The sequence below is a fragment of the Haloterrigena salina JCM 13891 genome (genome assembly GCF_000337495.1).
GTDB lineage: Archaea > Halobacteriota > Halobacteria > Halobacteriales > Natrialbaceae > Haloterrigena > Haloterrigena salina.
The window spans coordinates 119,923-139,659 of record NZ_AOIS01000011.1; the positions used below are offsets into that span (position 1 = coordinate 119,923).

At 59.8% G+C, this 19,737-nt stretch carries 15 protein-coding genes; 5 read left to right on the forward strand and 10 right to left on the reverse strand.

Features of this window, described 5'->3' with window-relative positions; translation table 11 throughout:
- Window positions 1-13: 13 nt before the first annotated feature.
- Window positions 14-2,200 carry an elongation factor EF-2 gene (locus C477_RS02455; protein ID WP_008892847.1) on the reverse strand — a complete coding sequence of 729 codons (2,187 nt, stop codon included), beginning with the start codon at window positions 2,198-2,200 and terminating at the stop codon, window positions 14-16.
- Between the two features lie 335 nt (window positions 2,201-2,535).
- Here C477_RS02455 and C477_RS02460 point away from each other — a divergent pair, with 335 nt between their 5' ends.
- The 3 genes from C477_RS02460 (at window position 2,536) to C477_RS22760 (ending at window position 6,313) form a co-directional block, all read left to right on the forward strand.
- Window positions 2,536-3,306: a DUF5781 family protein gene (locus C477_RS02460; protein ID WP_008892848.1), complete on the forward strand. Its 771-nt coding sequence runs from the start codon at window positions 2,536-2,538 to the stop codon at window positions 3,304-3,306.
- Window positions 3,307-3,438: 132 nt separating this feature from the next.
- Window positions 3,439-4,164: a DUF7504 family protein gene (locus C477_RS02465; protein ID WP_008892849.1), complete on the forward strand. Its 726-nt coding sequence runs from the start codon at window positions 3,439-3,441 to the stop codon at window positions 4,162-4,164.
- A gap of 295 nt (window positions 4,165-4,459) precedes the next feature.
- Window positions 4,460-6,313: a hypothetical protein gene (locus tag C477_RS22760; protein ID WP_338032975.1), complete on the forward strand. Its 1,854-nt coding sequence runs from the start codon at window positions 4,460-4,462 to the stop codon at window positions 6,311-6,313.
- Window positions 6,314-6,316: 3 nt separating this feature from the next.
- Here C477_RS22760 and C477_RS24990 read toward each other — a convergent pair whose 3' ends face one another.
- Both C477_RS24990 and C477_RS02470 read right to left on the reverse strand, forming a co-directional pair.
- A complete protein-coding gene (locus C477_RS24990; protein WP_449271920.1) occupies window positions 6,317-6,442 on the reverse strand; it encodes a DUF7503 family protein in 126 nt (41 codons plus the stop codon).
- Window positions 6,443-6,589: 147 nt separating this feature from the next.
- Window positions 6,590-7,156 carry a HalX domain-containing protein gene (locus C477_RS02470; protein ID WP_049914158.1) on the reverse strand — a complete coding sequence of 189 codons (567 nt, stop codon included), beginning with the start codon at window positions 7,154-7,156 and terminating at the stop codon, window positions 6,590-6,592.
- A gap of 367 nt (window positions 7,157-7,523) precedes the next feature.
- Between C477_RS02470 and C477_RS02475 the strand changes: the two genes are divergently transcribed.
- Complete coding sequence (locus C477_RS02475) at window positions 7,524-9,425, forward strand: type II secretion system F family protein (RefSeq protein WP_239641833.1); 1,902 nt, start codon at window positions 7,524-7,526, stop codon at window positions 9,423-9,425.
- 66 nt (window positions 9,426-9,491) lie between these two features.
- Here C477_RS02475 and C477_RS02480 read toward each other — a convergent pair whose 3' ends face one another.
- On the reverse strand, window positions 9,492-10,100 hold the full coding sequence (locus C477_RS02480; RefSeq protein ID WP_008892852.1) for a 30S ribosomal protein S7: 609 nt from the start codon (window positions 10,098-10,100) through the stop codon (window positions 9,492-9,494).
- A gap of 2 nt (window positions 10,101-10,102) precedes the next feature.
- Window positions 10,103-10,531 carry a 30S ribosomal protein S12 gene (locus C477_RS02485; protein WP_005580585.1) on the reverse strand — a complete coding sequence of 143 codons (429 nt, stop codon included), beginning with the start codon at window positions 10,529-10,531 and terminating at the stop codon, window positions 10,103-10,105.
- A gap of 375 nt (window positions 10,532-10,906) precedes the next feature.
- On the opposite strand from C477_RS02485, the gene C477_RS02490 reads away from it, so the two are divergent.
- On the forward strand, window positions 10,907-11,560 hold the full coding sequence (locus C477_RS02490) for a hypothetical protein (RefSeq protein WP_049914162.1): 654 nt from the start codon (window positions 10,907-10,909) through the stop codon (window positions 11,558-11,560).
- A gap of 70 nt (window positions 11,561-11,630) precedes the next feature.
- Here C477_RS02490 and C477_RS02495 read toward each other — a convergent pair whose 3' ends face one another.
- The 5 genes from C477_RS02495 to rpoB form a co-directional block, all read right to left on the reverse strand.
- Window positions 11,631-13,142: an aldehyde dehydrogenase family protein gene (locus C477_RS02495; RefSeq protein WP_008892854.1), complete on the reverse strand. Its 1,512-nt coding sequence runs from the start codon at window positions 13,140-13,142 to the stop codon at window positions 11,631-11,633.
- Window positions 13,143-13,346: 204 nt separating this feature from the next.
- Window positions 13,347-13,787 (reverse strand): NusA-like transcription termination signal-binding factor, encoded by a 441-nt coding sequence (locus C477_RS02500; protein ID WP_008892855.1) that lies wholly within the window; start codon window positions 13,785-13,787, stop codon window positions 13,347-13,349.
- Between the two features lie 3 nt (window positions 13,788-13,790).
- Window positions 13,791-14,984: a DNA-directed RNA polymerase subunit A'' gene (rpoA2, locus tag C477_RS02505; RefSeq protein ID WP_008892856.1), complete on the reverse strand. Its 1,194-nt coding sequence runs from the start codon at window positions 14,982-14,984 to the stop codon at window positions 13,791-13,793.
- Window positions 14,977-17,901, reverse strand: a complete 2,925-nt coding sequence (locus C477_RS02510) for a DNA-directed RNA polymerase subunit A' (RefSeq protein WP_008892857.1) — start codon at window positions 17,899-17,901, stop codon at window positions 14,977-14,979. The genes rpoA2 and C477_RS02510 overlap by 8 nt, the downstream gene beginning before the upstream one ends.
- Window positions 17,902-17,904: 3 nt before the next feature.
- Window positions 17,905-19,734, reverse strand: coding sequence for a DNA-directed RNA polymerase subunit B (gene rpoB, locus C477_RS02515; protein WP_008892858.1), 1,830 nt, complete (start codon window positions 19,732-19,734; stop codon window positions 17,905-17,907).
- Between the last annotated feature and the right edge of the window lie 3 nt (window positions 19,735-19,737).

Below are 19,737 nucleotides of genomic sequence, written 5' to 3' on the forward strand. Positions count from 1 at the left end.
CGGCGAGTCGACCTTACAGGTAGTCGATGCTCGGCGGCAGCTCGAGCTTCATGCCCTTGCGCTCGCGGATCTCCATGATCTTGTCGCGCTGGAGGGAGTCGGACATGACCTCGAAGCCGGCGTTCTCCGTGTTCCAGGAGGCGCGACCCTCGGTCGCGGAGCGAATGTCGCTCGCGAAGCCGATCATCTCGCCGACGGGCGCGATACCCTCGACGACCATGAGGTCCCCTTCCTGGTACATGTCGTCGACGCGGCCACGACGACCCTGGATCTCGCCGGAGGCGGCGCCCATGTGGTCGTTGGGCACGTCGATGCGGACGTCCTGCATCGGCTCGAGCATCTTGATCTTCCCGTCGATCAGGGCCTTGTGGACGGCCTCGCGGGTCGCCGGGATGACCTGTGCCGGACCGCGGTGGATGGTGTCCTCGTGGAGCCGGGCGTCGTGGAGGCGGATGAGCGTCCCCTGGACCGGCTCGTTGGCCAGCGGGCCGTTGTCGAGGGCTTCCTCGAGACCCTCGACGACGAGTTCCATCGTCTCGTTTAAGTGCTGGATACCCTTCGTGTCGTCGATGAGGATGTTCGTCCCGTGGATGTGCTCGACGTTCTGGGACGTGTCCTTGTCCATGCCGGCTTCCTGCAGGGCCTCGCGGCGTTCCTGCTCGGGCATGTCCATCGAGGCCTCGCCGAGCTGGATCGTCTCGACGAGGTCGTCCGTCATCGGTTCGATGGAGATGTAGAAGCGGTTGTGTCGGTTCGGCGAGATGCCCTCGACCTCGTCGCTGGGGTTCTGGGGCTGCTCGCGGTAGACGACGATCGGCTCACCGGTGTTGACCGGAATACCCTGATTCTTCTCGATACGCTGGGTGATGACCTCGAGGTGGAGCTCACCCTGTCCGGAGATCAGGTGTTCGCCGGTGTCCTCGTTGATGTTGATCTGGATCGTCGGGTCCTCCTTGGAGACCTGTCGGAGCGTCTCGATCAGCTTCGGCAAGTCGTCCATGTTCTGGGCCTCGACGGACTTCGTGATGACCGGCTCCGAGATGTGTTCGATCGACTCGAACGGCGTCATCTCGACGCTCGAAACGGTCGAGCCGGCGATGGCGTCCTTGAGACCGGTGACAGCGGCGATGTTCCCGGCGGGAACTTCCTCCACTTCCTCGCGCTCGCCGCCCATGTAGATGCCGACGCTCTGGACGCGGTTCTTGCCCGCCGTTCCGGAGACGTACAGCTCCTGGCCCTTCTCGAGGGTACCCGAGAAGACGCGGCCCGCAGCGATTTCGCCGGCGTGGGGGTCGACCCCGATGTCGGTGACCATCAGCACGACCTCGCCGTCCTCGTCGACGAGTCGCATCGATTCGGCGAGGTCGGTCTCGTCGTCGCCGCGCCAGACCCGCGGAATACGACGGGGCTGGGCGTCGATGGGGTTCGGGAAGTGCTCACAGACCATGTCGAGCACGACGTCCGACAGCGGCGTCCGCTCGTGGAGCTCTTGACGCTTGTCCGCGCGCTCGAGTTCCATGATCTCGCCGAAGTCCATCCCCGTCCGCTGCATCGAGGGCATGGAGACGCCCCACTTGTAGAGCGCGGAACCGAATCCGACGGTGCCGTCCTCAACGGAGACGGTCCAGTCGTCGATGTCGTCCATATCTTCGGTCATGCCGCGGATCAGCTCGTTGACGTCGCTGATAACCGACAGCAGACGCTGCTGCATCTCTTCGGGACCTTCCTGCAGTTCGGAGATCAGGCGGTCGACCTTGTTGATGAACAGGGTCGGCTTGACGCCCTCGCGAAGGGCCTGTCGCAGCACCGTCTCGGTCTGGGGCATGGCCCCCTCGACGGCGTCGACGACGACGAGCGCACCGTCGACGGCGCGCATCGCCCGCGTCACGTCGCCACCGAAGTCGACGTGGCCCGGCGTGTCGATGAGGTTGATGAGGTGGTTGGTGTCCTCGTACTCGTGAGTCATCGAAACGTTTGCCGCGTCGATGGTGATCCCGCGTTCCTGTTCGTCTTCCTCAGTGTCCATCGCGAGCTGCTCGCCGGCGGTCTCGTCGGAGATCATGCCGGCACCAGCCAGCAGATTGTCGGTAAGCGTCGTTTTCCCGTGGTCAACGTGAGCGGCGATGGCGATGTTCCGGATGTTCTCCGGTTCGTCCATCAACCGTTCACACTCTTGGACGATCTTCTTGCGTCGGCCCATATACCCCCCATTACCGCCAGCGGGGTCAAAAGGGTAGTGTTTCGTCGCCGCCGGAATTCGTCGCGTTTCCCGGTTCGAGCGGTGGAATATCCAATTTGAGTGAGTGAATCCCTTGCACAATTTGGTCGCTGTCAACCGGCCCGTCTACCGCCGAACCCGTCGTTCTACGCAGCAATCGTCAGCAAACCGTCTGATCTCGCCTACTCGTCCCCGCGAACCTGCCCGATTCCAAACCGGTTCGGGGCCGCATCCGCGCTGCGTGGAATCCTGAGGTCGTCCGCCGCACGCGAACGTACAAAAGAGTCAAATCCTTCGACCCCTTGCTATCCGTACACATGAATATACGCGTACAGGGACCGGGACCGACTTCTCCATTCCTCAGCGCCCGCGACCTCTTCGAGACCGAGCACGACCTCTCGCTGCCGGTCGACGTCCGACTCCGGGACGATCCCGACGAACGCACCTGGGCCGGCCACTACGACGACCGCCACGTCCTGAACATCTCGAGACAGGCCGCCTCGAGCGCCATGGCCCGCGAACTGGCCCTCCACGAGTTCGCGCACATGGCCCGGTACGAACAGGAACACCCCTCACACACCCAGTCGACCGAGGAAGTGCTCTTCCTCGCGCTGGCCGGCAAGAGCGTCGAACGGCGGAAGCTCTCTCACTGCTACCAGATCGCCAACCACATGAAGGACATCTACGCCGACGACATCACGCTCGCGGTCGGCCCCGGCGAGAAACTCCTCTCCTTTCTCGAGTCGAGCCTCGCGATGGCCGTCGCCGACCGCCCCGAAACTCCGTCGCGGCCCGGTTTCGAGCGCCTCTCGGCGAGTTCGGATCCCGAGATCACGGCCGTCAACGCCGCGTTCGCGCTGGCGCTGGCCGAACGTCACAACTTAGTCGCCGACGACCACCGGCTGTACGACCTCGCACACGCCGCCGCGATGGACGCTCCAAACGTCGATTTCGAGGGGTTCAAACGCCGCTTTCGGGAACTTGCCCGCGACCCAGATCCGAGTACCTACCGCCAGGTTCTCGTCGATGCCACTCGCTCGTACGTCAGTAGCCCGGAGTCGCGGGCGGACGGTCCTGCGGCGGACTGACCGACACCGACGCTCCGGCCGTAAAGCCGGTCGCCGATAGGGAGGCCGGTTCGGGCCGATTCCTCGCACGTCCAGCTTCGCTTCAACCCGAACATTTAATGTTTGATCCCGCTAACGGTCTAACATATATTGATGTTTTCGCGCAAGGGCTGGGGTAGCGGGTCCGGGGACGAGCAGTTCACGGCGGAGCTATCGCAGCTGAAACGCCGGGGAGCGAGCGTGCTCGTTGTCGGAGCCGTCCGAACGGAACAGCGCCAGGAGGTTAGTCGACGCCTGCTGGGGCAGACAACGTCCCAGCCGCGTCGACGCGTCCTCGTCTCGACGACCGGCGAAAGCCACACCATGTCTCACCTCGCCGACGGCGACGACGCCGAGTCAGCGACGACCGCACTCGTCAACTACGAGACTCAGTCTCGGGGTGCTGCCGCCGCTAACAGCGACTCGCAGTCGATGGAATCCGTCTCCGTGCAGTCCGACGACTCCCCGACCACCGTCGCCACGCTCGCCGACCTCGGAATCGCCGTCTCGAACGCCATCGAGGAGTTCGAACGCGACGCCACCAGCCTCGCACCGGGTGAGCTTCGCATCGCCGTCGACTCGCTCGTTCCGCTCCTCGAGGAGTACGGCGCCGAACACGTCTTCAAATTCGTCCACCTGACCAACGGCCGCACCCGAGACGCCGACGGCATGATCCACTACCATCTCCCGCTGGACCGCGACTCCGACGTCGTTTCGGTCCTGACGCCGGTGTTCGATATCGTCATCGAACTCCGCGATCGAAACGGCGTCTTCCAGGAACGTTGGACGATCAACGACGGCGACCACAGCTCCGGCTGGCTCTCGATCGGACAGTCGTAACGCCTCTCGATCGCTCGAGCGTCACGTCCACTATCTCCCGGGGAGATCGACCACAGTCTCCCTCTCACTTGCTGATGCTATGAAACCGAAATTCGAACCCCTCGACGACGGCCTCGAAATTATCGATCCGATCGAACGTCACCGGTATCGGCTGACGACTCACGAGCGAGTCGATCCGGTGCCGATAAGCACTGACGAGATTCCGTTTCCAGTTGATTCGACTGCTAAGATTTCGACTGAAACGGTAACACTCCCGTCAAGCGACCTTCTTTATATCCGGGACCAGGACGGGTTGATGATCACCGAAGTTCAGCCGGACGAACAAGCTTCATTACCGGAAAATCAGTATATCATAGACTTGTCCGGGCCTATGAAGATATATGCATACGTCGATTCGACAGTTAATGTTTATTCAGACAGCGAGCACACCTACATTTCCTTTGACGATTCAACAACGGTTATTATCGGAGCGCGATCTTTTCATACGAGACCTGCAGAAACAATCGTAACAACGACCGATCCAAGCGACGTAATGCGTGCAGTCACAGCGTTCGGGTCCGCCTTGAAGACGACAACCCCAGAACGATCGTACCCGACGCTACGAGGTCACCCACCGAAAATCGAAATTGGAGAGGAGTTCAAGGCCCCTCGCCGGTTAGAAGATCGTGATCCAACTGTTCGGATCGAAATACCGTCGACACTACGCCATATATTCGTTATCTCCCCACTCGCGTACTATCTCGGTGCGGAGGTTATCCCAGGAAAGAGAGCACAAATTCTCACTGACGATGGAACTTCACATCTGTTAGATGACAACGGTTTTGAAGAGAGCGTTGAACGAATACTTAAGAAGATATTCTTTTTGGATTGCATTGTCCGTACAGAAGGGTCAACGCCGTTACCGCTATACGAACGACAGAAAGTCGAAAAGAAACTGGACTTCGATATCTCACGTGTATATAATCAGCCACTTTCTCAACAACTCAAGGCCTATCTTGAAGTACCATTTGAAACGATAGAGTCGTGTCTCCCAGATTGGAGATTAGGCATTCATATTGAACCCCACACAGAAATCATTGAATTTCTCCCTTTCATCGCTAATGACCTTGCAATAGTCAAAATACAAGATAAAGACGAGCAATTAACGCCCTCATCAAAAGGACAGAGTGAAGCAATCGAAGAATTCGTGCGAGGTGGTGTTGATCAGCCGTCAGTGAAGATTCGAAGTTCAGAAACCCGTAGTGGGGATGAACGGAAATTACCGACACCGACGGTACGTCAGACGTGGAAACTAGGCGGAAATTCTGCCGTTAAAAGCACGGCATCTCTCTCTGCCTATCAGAATAATATCGGTCGGAGTCCGCGAGAGGACCCAATCGAAATTAAAGTCGTTTGTAATGATCCGGATATGCGGGAGGAATTGGAGAAAGTAAATGGAGTCTATGGTACTCGCAAGGAGTTACCATTCGATGTTACTATTTACTACGACCTCTCAATAGAAGATCTTGAATCTATATTGGCAAGTAAAAGTGACTTTCTTCACTATATTGGACATATCGATGGGAATGGATTTCAGTGTTCCGACGGTAAATTAGACGGTGCATCGATTGACTCTGTAGGAATGAAGGCGTTTCTACTTAATGCGTGTCAATCATACGAACAGGGATTACAGTTAGTCAACTCCGGAAGTATCGGCGGAATAGTCACCTTTGATGAAATTGTCAATACTGGTGCAGTTAGTGTCGGTAGTATAATTGCACGACTCTTGAATCGAGGGTACCCCCTTCACGCTGCGTTAGATGTTGCACGACACAAAAATGTGATCGGCAACCAATACCGGCTCGTTGGAAACGGGAAGACGACAATAACTCAATCAAAAACGGGAGGCCCTACCGTATGTTCAATAGACCGTTCGCAAAAAGGAACACGTGTTACTATAAACACGTATACGACTTCGTGGGCAGGGAACGGGAGTATCTTCACACCCCACATAAATTCTGTAGACAAATATTACTTGAGTCCGAGAGAAACAGATCAAATCACAGTCTCTAATGAGGAATTAGAGGACTATCTTGCTAGAGAGCAGATACCAGTTATAACTGAGACTGGAGTCCGATGGAGCAAAAATCTCGCTGAAGAATTATTCTAGCGTCTACGGCCCGTGGTAGAATCCGCTAGAGGCAGCGGCGGAACCTGCTTGTGAAATCGCTAGCAAGATGGTGAACAAAACGCCGATCATTCGTGGGTGGTTCTTTAGGTACTGGGTTAGGTCGTCCATGGTACACCTTAGACATATCCGCCGGAGGCCATAAATTTATTTTAATATATCGGATGAATAAACGATAGTGTTATTGATTAACACATCTGTTGTAAAATGCTTAAGTGTTGACGATAACTACGAAAGCGCTACTAAGGCTGAAAGAGGTTACTCGAGCAACTGTCGAAGTGCCTGATCGAACTCATCGCTCGAGAGTTGGTCTCGAATGGCGGCTGCCCGTGCACGAGAGTCATAGAGGTCAGAAACGACGGACTGGTACCGGTCGCCGACATCGAGTCCGGATCGAAGTTCGCTCTCGAGCAGCGCTCGTTCGGTCGAGAGACGGAAGAACTCGTCCATCGCCGTCTCGTAGGCTTGCTGGAGAAGCAGGCGTTCGATCGTCGACTGTAAGACTTCATCGGAGAGGGGCCGAACGAGGAGTTCGTCTGCACCGCGGTCAACGGGGTCGTCGGTGGGAACGTCGTCAGCAAGCGCGAGTATCTGGGTGTTCGGTGCTCGTTGCCGAAACGCGTCGAGAACGCCACGCGCGTCCGGAGTTTCGAGTTCCCAATCGAGAACGAGGAGATCGTAGCTCTCGTCGATCTGATCGAGGATCGACCGATCGAAGTCGGCCTGTCGAACCGTCGCCGCGATTCGAGCCTGATCGGTACCCAGATCGGGGAGGGAAAGGGTAGGATGGACGACGAACAGTCGAGAGGTAGATTTCAACAACACAGTACCTACCAATACTGGGAGGGCAGATACTATTAAATGTGATTAGGTACGAACGTGGACCTCTAAGTACGTACTCGAATATATGAGTTGACGACTAGTAAGATATATAGAACAGCCGTAACTTATACTGTATCTAGTCGACATCTAATTTGATACGGAAGATGGCGAGTTTCCGAGCGTCTTTCACCAAACTTCACAATCGATGAAACCGAGATTCAAAGCAATTGAAAAAGGATTAGAAATTATTGATCCAATCGAGCGAAAACGCTATCCACTAGAGACAACGACACCGGTTACACCGACAGTTGGTAATGCAGGTCGGATACCGTTTCCCGTAGACTCAACGATAGAGATCAGAACAAGTAGAGTGACACTTCCGGAGAATCCATATATCTACGTTCGTAATCCCGATGGGACACTGTGTGCTGAAGTCGGTCCTGGAGAGAACACCTCTTTTTCAGGAGAAGAATATATTCTCGATCTCTCCGGTCCGCTGAAGGTTTATGCACACGTCAGTGATCCCGTTCAGATCTGCGTAGGAAAAGCGAGAGCAGAAATCGCTTTTGAAAAGCCCGCTCGAGTAACACTTAGCGCACGGTCCTTTCACCGCCGGCCAGGCGAAACAGTGACAACGACTGATGATCCGGCCGATATAATGCGGGCACTCTCAACGTTCGGAGCGACGTTGAAGACAACGACATCGGGGCGATCGTATCCGACACTTCGTGGCCATCCACCGGAAATCGAACTAGCTGACGAGGTATCTATTCCGGATACCCTAAATCAGCCTCAGACTGGGATCAGAATCGAAATCCCGCCGACGCTCGATCACATTTTTGCTATTACGGCTTTAGCGTATTATCTCGGCGCAGAGGTCGTTCCAGGGCCGACACCACGACTGATAACAGAAACTGGATACTCTTACTCACTCGATGGTCGAGATGGCTTCGAAACGACGGTTGAGCGGGTTCTCAGACAGATTTTCTTCCTCGACTGCATCGTACAGACTGAAGGAGAAACGCCAAGTTCACTGTACGAGCGACAGGCAGTCGAACCACTACTCGAGTTCGATATCGAAGAAGTATACGAGCAACCGATGGTCGAACAGCTCGAAACGTATCTCGAGGTTCCCTTCGAGCGGATAGAACCTCAGGTTCCACCGTGGTATTCCGAGATTCGTCTCGAGCCAACGGAGGATCATATCGAGTTTCTCCCCTTCATTGCGAACGACCTTGCAAGTGTTAACGTTAGAGAAACCGCGAGTGATTCGACAGAACCTCCACAGGAACGACAGCGAATGACTACAGAACCAACGCGGATAACGGAATCCCAGATTACCAACTTAGGCACCACAGATCCTGAGATAGATGCGGAATCACTTCCCTCTAGTCCAGTACTTCAGCAATGCTGGAAAAACCACGATGGTAGTACTATCGTAAGCACGAAACCGCTACCGGCGTCTCGAAATAGCATCACACGAGCGCCGCGAGAGGAGCCACTCCGGATCGAAGTTATCTGTAACGACCCGAGTATGAACGATGAACTCGTAACCGTCCACAGTACGTATCAGGATTCCGCCGTCCCGTTTGACGTTACTGTTCACCACGACCTTTCGAAGCAGGAACTACGAAAAGTCTTCGCCAAAGAGAGCGGTTTTCTTCACTACATCGGCCACATCGATTCAGATGGTTTCCGGTGTTCGGATGGAACGCTTGATGCGGCGGATCTCGAATCCGTCGGCACGAAGACGTTCTTTCTTAACGCCTGTCGATCGTACGAACAGGGACTCCACCTCATCGAGGCGGGAAGTATTGGTGGGATCGTGACGCTCGTCGAGATCACAAACCAGACCGCAGTCAGTACCGGGAATACGATCGCACAGTTATTGAACAGCGGGATACCGCTCTATGCAGCACTAAAAATACTCCAGCAGACGACGGACAACGATCAGCAGTATCATCTCCTCGGCGAGGAGGGACTTGCGATCTCCCAACTAGAGGCGAGTCCACCGCTCTCCGTCGAGATAACGAGGGCCGGATCGAATTACGAAGTGACCGTAATAGTGTATAAGAACTCGAGAATGAAACCCGGCTCCGTCTATACACCGTACCTCTCGGGTGTGGACTCGTATTATCTCGTTCCCGGAGAGATGTCATTCCAGCACGTCTCGAGAGCAGATCTCATCGAGTTCCTCAACACAGAAGGGTTCCCCGTGTTCCTCGAGGGAGAACTCCGCTGGAGCACGCAGATCAAGACCGGCGAACTGTAGACGGTCGTCTCGAGCCCTGCTGCTGGACGGTCGGAGAGAATCGAAAAGAGACGAGCCAGCGATCGCTTAGCGTGCAGCCGCTGCGACGCGCTCTTTCTCTTCTTTCTGGCTGACTGCGTAGGTCTGGACGTCGTAGTTAGCCGCGCCGACGAGCTGGTTGGCGATGGCCTCTTCGACGGGCGTGGACGTCTTGAACGAGTCGTTGTAGACGCCTTCCGCGAGGAACTTCAGGGCCTGGTCGACGCGACGCTGGGGTGCGACGTCGACGGCTTTGGGGACCGAGATACCACCGTACTTCAGGCGGACGGTCTCCTCGCGCGGGGCCGCGTTCTCGACGGCGGTCACGAGCACCTGAACGGGGTTCTCGTCAGCGCGCTCGTCGATGAGTTCGAACGCGTCGCGGACGTGGTTGAGCGTCTTCTGTTTCTTGCCCGTGTTCTCCTCGGTCTGCATGAGACGGTTGATGAACCGCTCGACGATGGAGATCTGGGACTTCTTGAACTGCTTGCTGGCGTGACGACCGGCGGTGTGTGCGACCGGCGTCACCGTGATGTAGCGTTCGGTCGAAGGGTCCTCGTAGGCGATCTCGTCGATCTCCCAGGTGCCGAACAGCTTCGCACCGACGTCGGCTCCGCCCGCGGGGGCGTCGGGGTCTGGTTGGTCTTCTGCCGCCATGGTTATCGCACCGGTTTCTCCGCGTTTCCGCGAACGAGTTCCTTCAGTGCGACACCGTTGACCTTGTCGACCTTGTAGTTGACGCCGGAGAGGTCGCCCATCGCACGACCCTTCGCCCCGCCGATCCCGGCGATGGTGACTTCGTCGTGTTCGTCGATGAACGAAATGGCGCCGTCACCGGGACAGAACGCGGTGACCTGTTTCCCGTTCTTGATCAGCTGCACTCGAACGCACTTTCGGATCGCCGAGTTGGGCTGTTTCGCTTCGATACCGACTTTTTCGAGGACGATACCGCGGCCCTGCGGAGCACCCTCGAGCGGGTCGGACTTCTCGCGGAGGCCTCGTGCGCGGCGCGCGTAGTCAGAGTCGGACCACCGCTGGTTCTGGCGGTCCTTCTTGAGTTTGCGCGCGGCGTATTTGCCGTTTGCCATGGGCGTCGCTATCCGACGAAGGCACTTAAGCGACCCGTTTCGAATCGGCGTTACGGCACGAGAGCCCTCAATCGGGGTCGACGAAGGACTCTGAGAGCGTTTCACCACCGCGCAATAGTTCTCGAGCCGTCCGTACCGATACGACGCGCTAGCGCCTCCGAACGCGTGCTCGAACGGAGGTGACCGGATTTGACCCAGAATCGAGTCCGTACGGAGTGTCGAACGGGCGATGAACCGACGGACAATTGTAGCGAACTCGGTTGACGGACGGGTATCGCTCGCCGACCGTTTCGGTTCGGGGGTGACGAATTAATTCCATTGAACATTCACGAATTCCTAGTAGTTATTAGTCTGGTGGGTCATTCTGCATACGGTATGACTACAATTAATACAGTGTTCGTTACTGCTTCGTGGTTCAAGCGACTCATTGGCTCTTCCGACGAGGGAGCTCAAACAAGTGATGAAATCCCGAAAGTAGACGATCGAATGGGGTTCGATGGGACCCTCGAGGACTCGGAAGTGATCGGTCGAAGTCCCCTCTCGTACATCGCTGCAGGCGAATCGGTCTCGTCGTTCGTGGGGAAACAGATCACCAATAAACTCGCCGAGTACGGACTCGAGGACATCGAGCCCGACGAGTGGTATCCGCTCGAAATCCCACTCGCCATGCTGTACGATATGAACGAAGAGTACGGTGACGTCAGAATGCGGAATATGGGACAGAACGTTCCCCAACACGTCGAATTCCCACCGGAGCTTTCCGAGGTCGAGAACGCGCTACGGGCGATCGATACGGCGTACCACCAGAACCACCGCGGCAGCGAAATCGGTTCCTACGAGTTCCGACAGGAGGGGGAGAGCGCGGGCGTGATGACCTGTGAGAACCCCTACCCGTGTGAATTCGATAAGGGACTCATCAGGGGCGTCGCGAAGAAGTTCGCAAACAATCCCGTCGAAGTCGAGGAAATCGGCGATCAGTGTCGGTCAGACGGCGGGCAGTGCTGTGAGTATCGCGTCGAGTGGCTCTGAGTAGAAAGCGACTATCGTGACTAGCGACACGGACCGGCGAAACGCGTTCTGAACCGGGGAACTACCCGGATCAGTACGGATACTCGCGCGGCTCGCGCTGGATCGAAATCCACTTCAACGTCGTCAGGGTTTCCAGTATCCACTCGTCGTTGTATCGGCCGAGTCCCGATGCGCCAACGCCACCGAACGCGATGTGCGGTTCGTCGTTCAACGGCTGGTCGTTGATGTGGACCATACCCGTCTCCATCGCGTCGGCCACGTCGCGCGCCCGGGCCACGTCCGTCGAGTGAACCGATCCCGACAGCCCGTACTCGGTGTCGTTGGCGATCCGGATCGCCTCCTCGTCGCTCTCGAAGGGGATAACCGGCGCGATCGGGCCGAAGTGTTCGTTACAGGCGATCGGCATATCGCCGGTGACGTCCGACAGCACCGTCGGCTCGACGAACAGGCCGTCGTGACCCCCTCCGGCCTCGACCGTCGCGCCGCTCGCCACTGATTCCTCGACGAATCCGACGATCTTGTCGCGCTGGCTCTCGTTGATGACCGGTCCAACGAGAGTTTCCTCCTCGAGCGGATCACCGATAGGGAGTTGTTCGGCGCGGTCAGCCAGCCCCGCCACGTACTCGTCGTACAGGGATTCGTGGACTAGATGGCGATTGATCGAGATACACTCCTGTCCCTGGTGGGTGAACGACCCGAACGCGCCGGCGTCGATCGCACGCTCGAGGTCGGCGTCTTCGAGTACGACGTGCGCGTTGTTTCCGCCCAGTTCGAGTGCGGGCTCCGTGTACGAGCCGACGGCACGCTGGCCGACGCCGCGTCCGACTTCCGAGGAGCCGGTAAACGACATCACCGACGGAACCGAATGTCCCGAGAAGTGGTCCCCGATCTCGTGGCCGTATCCGGGGACGACATTCAGGATCCCGTCCGGGAGCCCTGCCTCTTCGAACGCCTTCGCGAGCACGAGTCCGCCCGTCACGGGGGTGTTCTCGTCCGGCTTCAACACCACGCTGTTGCCCAGCGCGATTGCGGGTGCGACAACTCGGCTAGTGAGGTACAGCGGGAAGTTCCACGGTGTAATGACGCCGACGACGCCGGCCGGTTCGCGCACGAGCAGGTTCTCCTTGCCGGGCGTAACCGAATCCTTGCGTCGGCCGCCGTCGCGCATCGCTAATCCGGCACCGACGTCCATCGTGCCCTGTGCGAGTTGGATCTCGAAATCGGCCTTCAGCTGGACGCCGCCGCACTCGACCGCGAACAGCGTCGCGAGGTCGTCGGCGTACTCACCCAGCAGTTCGCAGGCCTCGGACACGATCGCGGCCCGCTCTTGAGGCGGCCGCTCCGCCCACTCCGCCTGTGCCTCCTCTGCGATCGCGTACGCCTCGTCGACGTCGTCCTCGGTCCCTGAGGGTACCCTCGTCACGGTCGTTCGAGTCGCGGGATTTTCGACGTCGATCAGCTCCCGATCACCGGCGGGAACCCACTCCCCGTCGAGGTATAGCGCGTTCCACCCGTTTTCCGGCGCGATCTCGAGTTCGTCTACATCTCTCCCCCTAGCGGCTGAGTTGCTCGGAGCCGTCATACGAACCTCCCTACCGATAGGATCTTTTTATTTATTTGGATGTGACATTCTCTATTGCTAATGTTCTTTCGCCGCTCTCAGAGATCGATTGGGAATAGACGCACTCTTCTCATAGGGAGGTGCTAAAACAGTCCCTCGGCCACTGATTTCGTGTGGTACGCCCGCGTGTGGAAATTGAGAAACCAAGAGGGAGTCGAAAGGCGGTTAAATGAGCTGTACGTCGTCGATCCCGAAGTGACGCCGTGCAAGCGTCCGCGCGGCCTCGATCGTCTGCCCGTTCGAACCGATGGCGACGCCGCGGTCCTCGTCGGCGACCTCGACGTAGGCGACGGTGTCATCGTTTTCGCTGATCGTGACGTTGTACACCGCCGCCGGCGAGAGCGCGTTGGCGACGAACGCCTCCGGATCGTCGGCGTCTTCGACGAGTCTGACCGGTTTCCCGACGCGCTCTTCGTACTGCCTGACGGTCCGCCCGCCGGGACCGATCGCCTCGCTCATCCGGCCGCTCGAGACGACGACGGTCAGTCGTTCGTCGGCGTCGGCCGTCGACCCGTCGGTGATCAGACAGTCCTGACCGCTGACGTCGGTGACGTCCTCGAAGGCGGCCAGGTACTGACGGGCGTCGTCGTCGAGGGTGACGCCCATCGATCAGTCGGCCTGACTGCCGCTGGATTTCGTCGACCCCATCCGGAGGTCGACGTCGCCGGTGCCGAGCTTGATCGGTTTCCCGACGATGACGTTCTCCGTGACGCCGTCGAGTTCGTCGGTTTCGCCGTGGATCGCGGCGTTGAGCAGGTGGTTGACAGTGACCTCGAACGCCGCGCGGGCGAGCACGGATTCCTTCGAACCCGAGATGCCGTGGCGGCCGATCGACTCGATCTCGCCGCGGTTGGTCATCATGTCCGCGACCAGCATGAGGTGCCGGACGTTCACGTCGTCGAGCCCCTGCTCGGCCAGCGTGTTGTTCGTCTCCTCGATGATCGCTTCGCGGGCGGCCTCGATGCCGAGGTTGCGGTGGATCTCGTGGATGTTGTTACACGTCGTCCGCGAGGCGTCGACGCCCTCGATCTCCAGGACGTCGCCGAAGGCCGATCCCTCGGTGTAGAGGACGAACTGCTCGCCCACGTCGAGTTCCTCGCGACGGATGACGACCCGGGAGACCTCCTCGATCCCCTTGAACGTGATATCGCGCAGTTCCTCGACCAGCTGGAGCAGATCCCGGTAGGACGGCTCCTCGGGGCCGAACTGAATCTCGGTCCCCTGCTGGACCGTGCTCACGCCGAGGTTGTCCTCGATGATCTCGGCGACTTCCTCGGGCGTGATCATCCGCTCGCGGAGCGTGTCCTCGTTGAGCGAGATCTGGACGCGCATGTCCGCGACGTTGGTCGAGACGTCACCCAGCGCGAGGATCTTGGTGGCCTCGATGTTCCAGACGACCTCGTGGGCCTTCTCGCGTTCGGCGGCGTACTCGTCCTCGAGGTAGACGGTCATCATCGGCGTGTCCGGGGTCTTCCGGGCGTCGACCAGCTCAATCAGTCGCGGCAGCCCCTGGGTCACGTCGATCTCCGCGACCCCCGCGTAGTGGAACGTGTTCATCGTCAGCTGCGTCCCGGGCTCCCCGATCGACTGGGCCGAGACGGTCCCGACGGGGTCGAGCGGATCGACGCGGGTGTCGAGGTAGCGGGACTCGACGGCCCTCGCGAGCTCGTCGGCGTCCTGGACGGTGGCGTCGCCGCGGTCCTCGAGTGTCTCGTAGACCTCGTCTTTGAGCCGGCGAGGGAGGTCGGTGTCCTCGACGACCGCGATCATGTCGTCGGTGACGTCGTAGTCGACGTTAGTCATCGGAGGTCACCTCCGAGCCCTCGACCAGGCGATTGTCCGCGTGTTCCGAGAGGTTCGTCAGCTCGGAGCTCGTGCTGAGGAACTCGTTTTTGGCCGCCTCGGACTCGAACTCGGTGTCGAGGACGCGGTCGGCGATCTGGGCGACGTCGATGTCGTTGTCGTCGCCCGAAGACACCTTCACCGGACTGGTGCCGTCCTCGCCGAACTCGAACTGGATGATGGTGTCGCTGGAGTCCCGGACGGTGCCGTCGTACTGGGTTTCCAGCTCGTGGAGGGCGTTGATCAGCCGGCGCTGCAGGTAGCCGGACTTCGAGGTTCGGACTGCGGTGTCGACCAGGCCCTCGCGGCCGCCCATCGCGTGGAAGAAGAACTCCCGCGGGGTCAGGCCGCTGGTGTAGGAGTTCTCGACGAAGCCGTGGGCCTCCGCCGAGAGGTCGTTTTGCTCGTAGTGGCTGAGGGTCCGATCCTCGTAGCCGCGGTTGATTCGTTCGCCCCGAACCGCCTGCTGGCCGACGGCGCCGGCCATCTGGGTCAGGTTGAGCATCGACCCACGCGCACCGGAGTTGGCCATGACGACGGCGGGGTTCTCGTCGTCGAAGTGCTCGTCTGCGATGTTCCCCGCGTTGTCACGCGCACGCGAGAGCGTCTGCATGATCTTCATCTCGAGGGTCTCGTCGATCGTCCGGCCGGGGAGACTCTCGAGTTCGTTGTTCTCGTAGGCCTCGATGAGCTCCTCGACGCGGTCGTTGGCGTCCTCGATGGTCTCGTCGATGCGGGACTGGGCCTCCTCCGGGATCGTTTCGTCGTCGATCCCGATCGAGAACCCGAAGTGCATGATCGCACGCATCGCCAGCGTCGAGACCTCGTTGATGAAGATCCGGGCGCGGGTGTTGCCGTAGACCTTCGTGATCGTGTCGACGATCTCGCCGCCGAACTCGCCGACCTCGTCCTCGGCGATGGTGCCCTCGATCAGCTGGCCGTCCTCGATGACGACCGGTTCGCCGACGGTGCCCGTGAACTCGAGGTCCAGATCGTCGGGCAGCAGTTCGGAGAAGACGTCGTAGCCGGTCCAGAACGGCTCACCCTCGTCGTCGATGCCGCTGGGTTCGGGCAGTTCGTCGATCCGGGTTGCACGCAGCAGGTCGAGCGCCTGCGTCTCGTTGAACCGGGGGTTGTCGGCGGTCAGCAGGTACATCCCGGAGATGTGGTCCTGAATGGCGCCGATGATGTTCTCGCCGAAGCGCGGCGAGAGGATCTGCTCCTGGACGCGCATGAGCACGCGAGCCTCGGCGCGGGCCTCCTCGTTCTGGAGGGCGTGCATGTTCATCTCGTCGCCGTCGAAGTCGGCGTTGTACGGGGGACAGACGACGGTGTTCAGCCGGAAGGTCTTGTACGGCATGACCACGACCTCGTGGGCCATGATCGACATCCGGTGGAGCGACGGCTGGCGGTTGAAGATGACGATGTCGCCGTCGATGAGGTGGCGGTTGACTTCCCAGCCGGCCTCGACCTTCTCGGCGAGCTGTTCGCAGTTCTTCTCGGTCACCTTCAGCCGGCGACCGTCCGGCCGTCGGACGTAGTTCGCGCCGGGGTGGCCTTCGGGGCCGTTCGAGACGAACCGGCGGGCCTCGTCTAAGTTCCGCTCGGTGACGTTCATCGTCTGGGTCATCTCCTTGGCGACCCGGTCCGGAACGCCGACCTCGTTCAGGCTAAGGGTCGGGTCAGGCGAGATGACGGTCCGAGCCGAGAAGTTCACGCGCTTCCCGGACAGGGAGCCGCGGAAGCGACCCTCCTTCCCCTTCAGGCGCTGGGAGAGGGTCTTGAGCGGCCGGCCGGAGCGGTGGCGGGCCGGCGGCGTGCCCGAAATCTCGTTGTCCATGAAGGTGGTGACGTGGTACTGGAGCAGCTCCCAGAGGTCCTCGATGATCAGCTGGGGCGCGCCGGCCTCGCGGTTCTCCATGAACCGCTGGTTGATCCGGATGATGTCGACCAGCTTGTGGGTCAGGTCGTCCTCGGAGCGCTGGCCGTTGTCGAGCGTGATCGACGGCCGCGCGGTGACCGGCGGAACGGGCAGCACCGTCAGGATCATCCACTCCGGTCGGGACTTCGCGGGATCGATCCCGAGTACCGTGATGTCCTCGTCCGGGATGTTCTCGAACCAGTCCCGGATGTCGCTTGGCATCAGCTTGTTCGTGTCCTCCTCGGTGAGGTCGATGTCCAGGGCCTTCTCGATGGCCTTGCGCTGGCTCTCGCGGGGACGGAACGAACCGGAGAGGATCTCGTTGATCCGCGTGAGGTCGATGTCGGTCTGCTCGGCGAGTTCGTCGGGGGACATCCGCTCGGCGTCCTCACCCTCACCCTGCATCGCGGCCGCGATCTCCTGGGAGTACTCGCTTGTCAGGACCTGCTGGACCTCGTAGTAGGTCGTCGGCTTCTCGTGGTCGATGTCGTACTGAATTTCGCCGCAGAACGGACAGCGATCCTTCTTGCGGGCCTGCCGGATCGCGGCCTTGGTGACGTCGTTTAGATCGCGGCCGAGCTTGCGCGACTCCGTGATATCCTCGCGGAATTCGTCGCGCTCGTCCTCGGTGAGCAGGAGCTTCGAACACTCCCGACAGGTCCCTCGCAGGAGCCGTCGGATGAGCTTCGTGAAGCCGACGTGGATGACCGGCGCGGCCAGTTCGATGTGTCCGAAGTGGCCGTTACACGACCCCGAGTGTTTGCCGCAGGTCTTGCACTCGAGACCGGGGTCGATGACGCCGAGTCGGGGGTCCATCAGCCCCATGTCGATGGGGAACCCGTCGTCGTCGTAGGTGTCGGCGGTGATGATCTTCGTCGCGCTCATCTCCCGATACTCCTCGGGCTGCATGAGCCCGAAGGAGAGTTGTCCGATGTCTTTGGGTGTACTGTTTTGCATTGTTTAGACGGCGTCTTCCAGTTCGAGTCGCGGTGCGATACCCAGCGCTTTCATCTCGTCTAGCAGGAGCTTGAACGCGTAGCTCATCTCGATCTCGTGGATATCGGTTTCCTCGTCGCAGTTCGGACAGTAGACGCGCCGTTGTTCGACGTTTTCGACCGCGCTCATCCCGCAGTTCGCACAGACGTGGATGAACTCGCGGTCGGACTCGTCCAGCAGTCGTTCTTTCAGCGTCATCGCGGCCCCGTGGCCGATGAACACGTCCCGTTCCATCTCCCCGATACGGAGTCCGCCCTCGCGGGCGCGCCCCTCCGTCGGCTGGCGGGTCAGCACCTGCACCGGCCCGCGCGAGCGGGCGTGCAGCTTGTTCGAGACCATGTGGTAGAGCTTCTGGTAGAAGATCACGCCGACGAAGATCTCGGCCTCGATCTTTTCGCCGGTGACTCCGGAGTACATGGTCTCCTTGCCGGCCGAATCGAAGCCGGCGTCCTCGAGGCCGTCGCGGAGTTCGTCCTCGTCCTCGCCGAGGAACGGCGTCCCGTCGACGCGTCGGCCCTCCATCGAGCCGAGTTTGCCGCCGATCATCTCGAGGATGTGTCCGACGGTCATCCGCGACGGCAGCGCGTGGGGGTTCAACACGAGGTCCGGCACGACGCCCTCCTCGGTGAAGGGCATGTCCTCCTGAGGTGCGAGGTGGCCCACGACACCCTTCTGGCCGTGTCGGCTGGCGAACTTGTCCCCGAGTTCGGGGATCCGTTCGTCGCGCACGGAGACCTTCGAGAGCTTCGAGCCGTCCTCACCTTCCATCAGGGTGACGGTGTCGACAACGCCCGATTCGCCCGAGCGCATCGTCACCGAGGTCTCACGGCGCTTCTGGGGCGAGAGACCGCCCATGTCGTCGGGTTCCTCTAAGAATCGCGGCGGGCTCGTCTTCCCGAGGAGAACGGAGTTTTCGTCGACCTCCGTCTCGGGGTTCACGAGACCGTCCTCGTCTAAGTGGTTGTACGCGTCCTCGCCGCGGGCGCCGCGGACGTCCTGGGAGGGGATCTCGAAGCGGTCCTCCTGGCCGCCGGGGTAGCGACGTTCCTCGCCCTCGTAGGTCCGGAAGAAGTGCGACCGGGCGAGCGCGCGCTCGACGCTGGCCTTGTTCATGACCAGCGCGTCCTCGATGTTGAACCCCTCGTAGCTCATCACGGCGACGACGAAGTTCTGCGCCGCGGGGCGCTCGTCGTAGCCGATCTGTTCGGTGGTCTGGGTCTTGACCATCGAGAGCTGGGGGTAGTGCAGCAGGTGCTGGCGCGTGTCCGGCCGGATTCGATAGTTGGCCGACGGGAGGCCCAGCGACTGCTTGATCATCCCTGCCCCCATCGTAATACGCGGCGAAGCGTTGTGCTCGGGGTAGGGAATCATCCCCGCACCGATCGAGAAGATCAGCGACGGGTCGATCTCGAGGTGGGTGTGTTTCTCGGTGAGGTGCTCCTCGTCGACGGCCACGAGGATGTCCTCTTCCTCCTCGGCGTCGATGAACTCGACGTAGCCGTGCTCGACGAGATCGTCGAACTCGAGGTCGCCGTCCTGCAGTGCCTCGATCTCCTGGTCGGAGATGCGCGGTTCGCCGTCCTCGACGACCAGCAAGGGTCGTCGCGCGCGGCCGGCGTCGGCGTTGACGATCACTTCGCGGGTGCGCTCTTTCACCGAGACGTTGACCATCTCGGAAACGTCACCGATGCGTCGCGCTTCGCGGATCTGTTCGGCTAGCTCGTGCGGATCGGGATGGGTCCCCACCAGCGACCCGTTGACGTACACTTTCGCGTCTCGTTGTTGGCTGCTCATGAT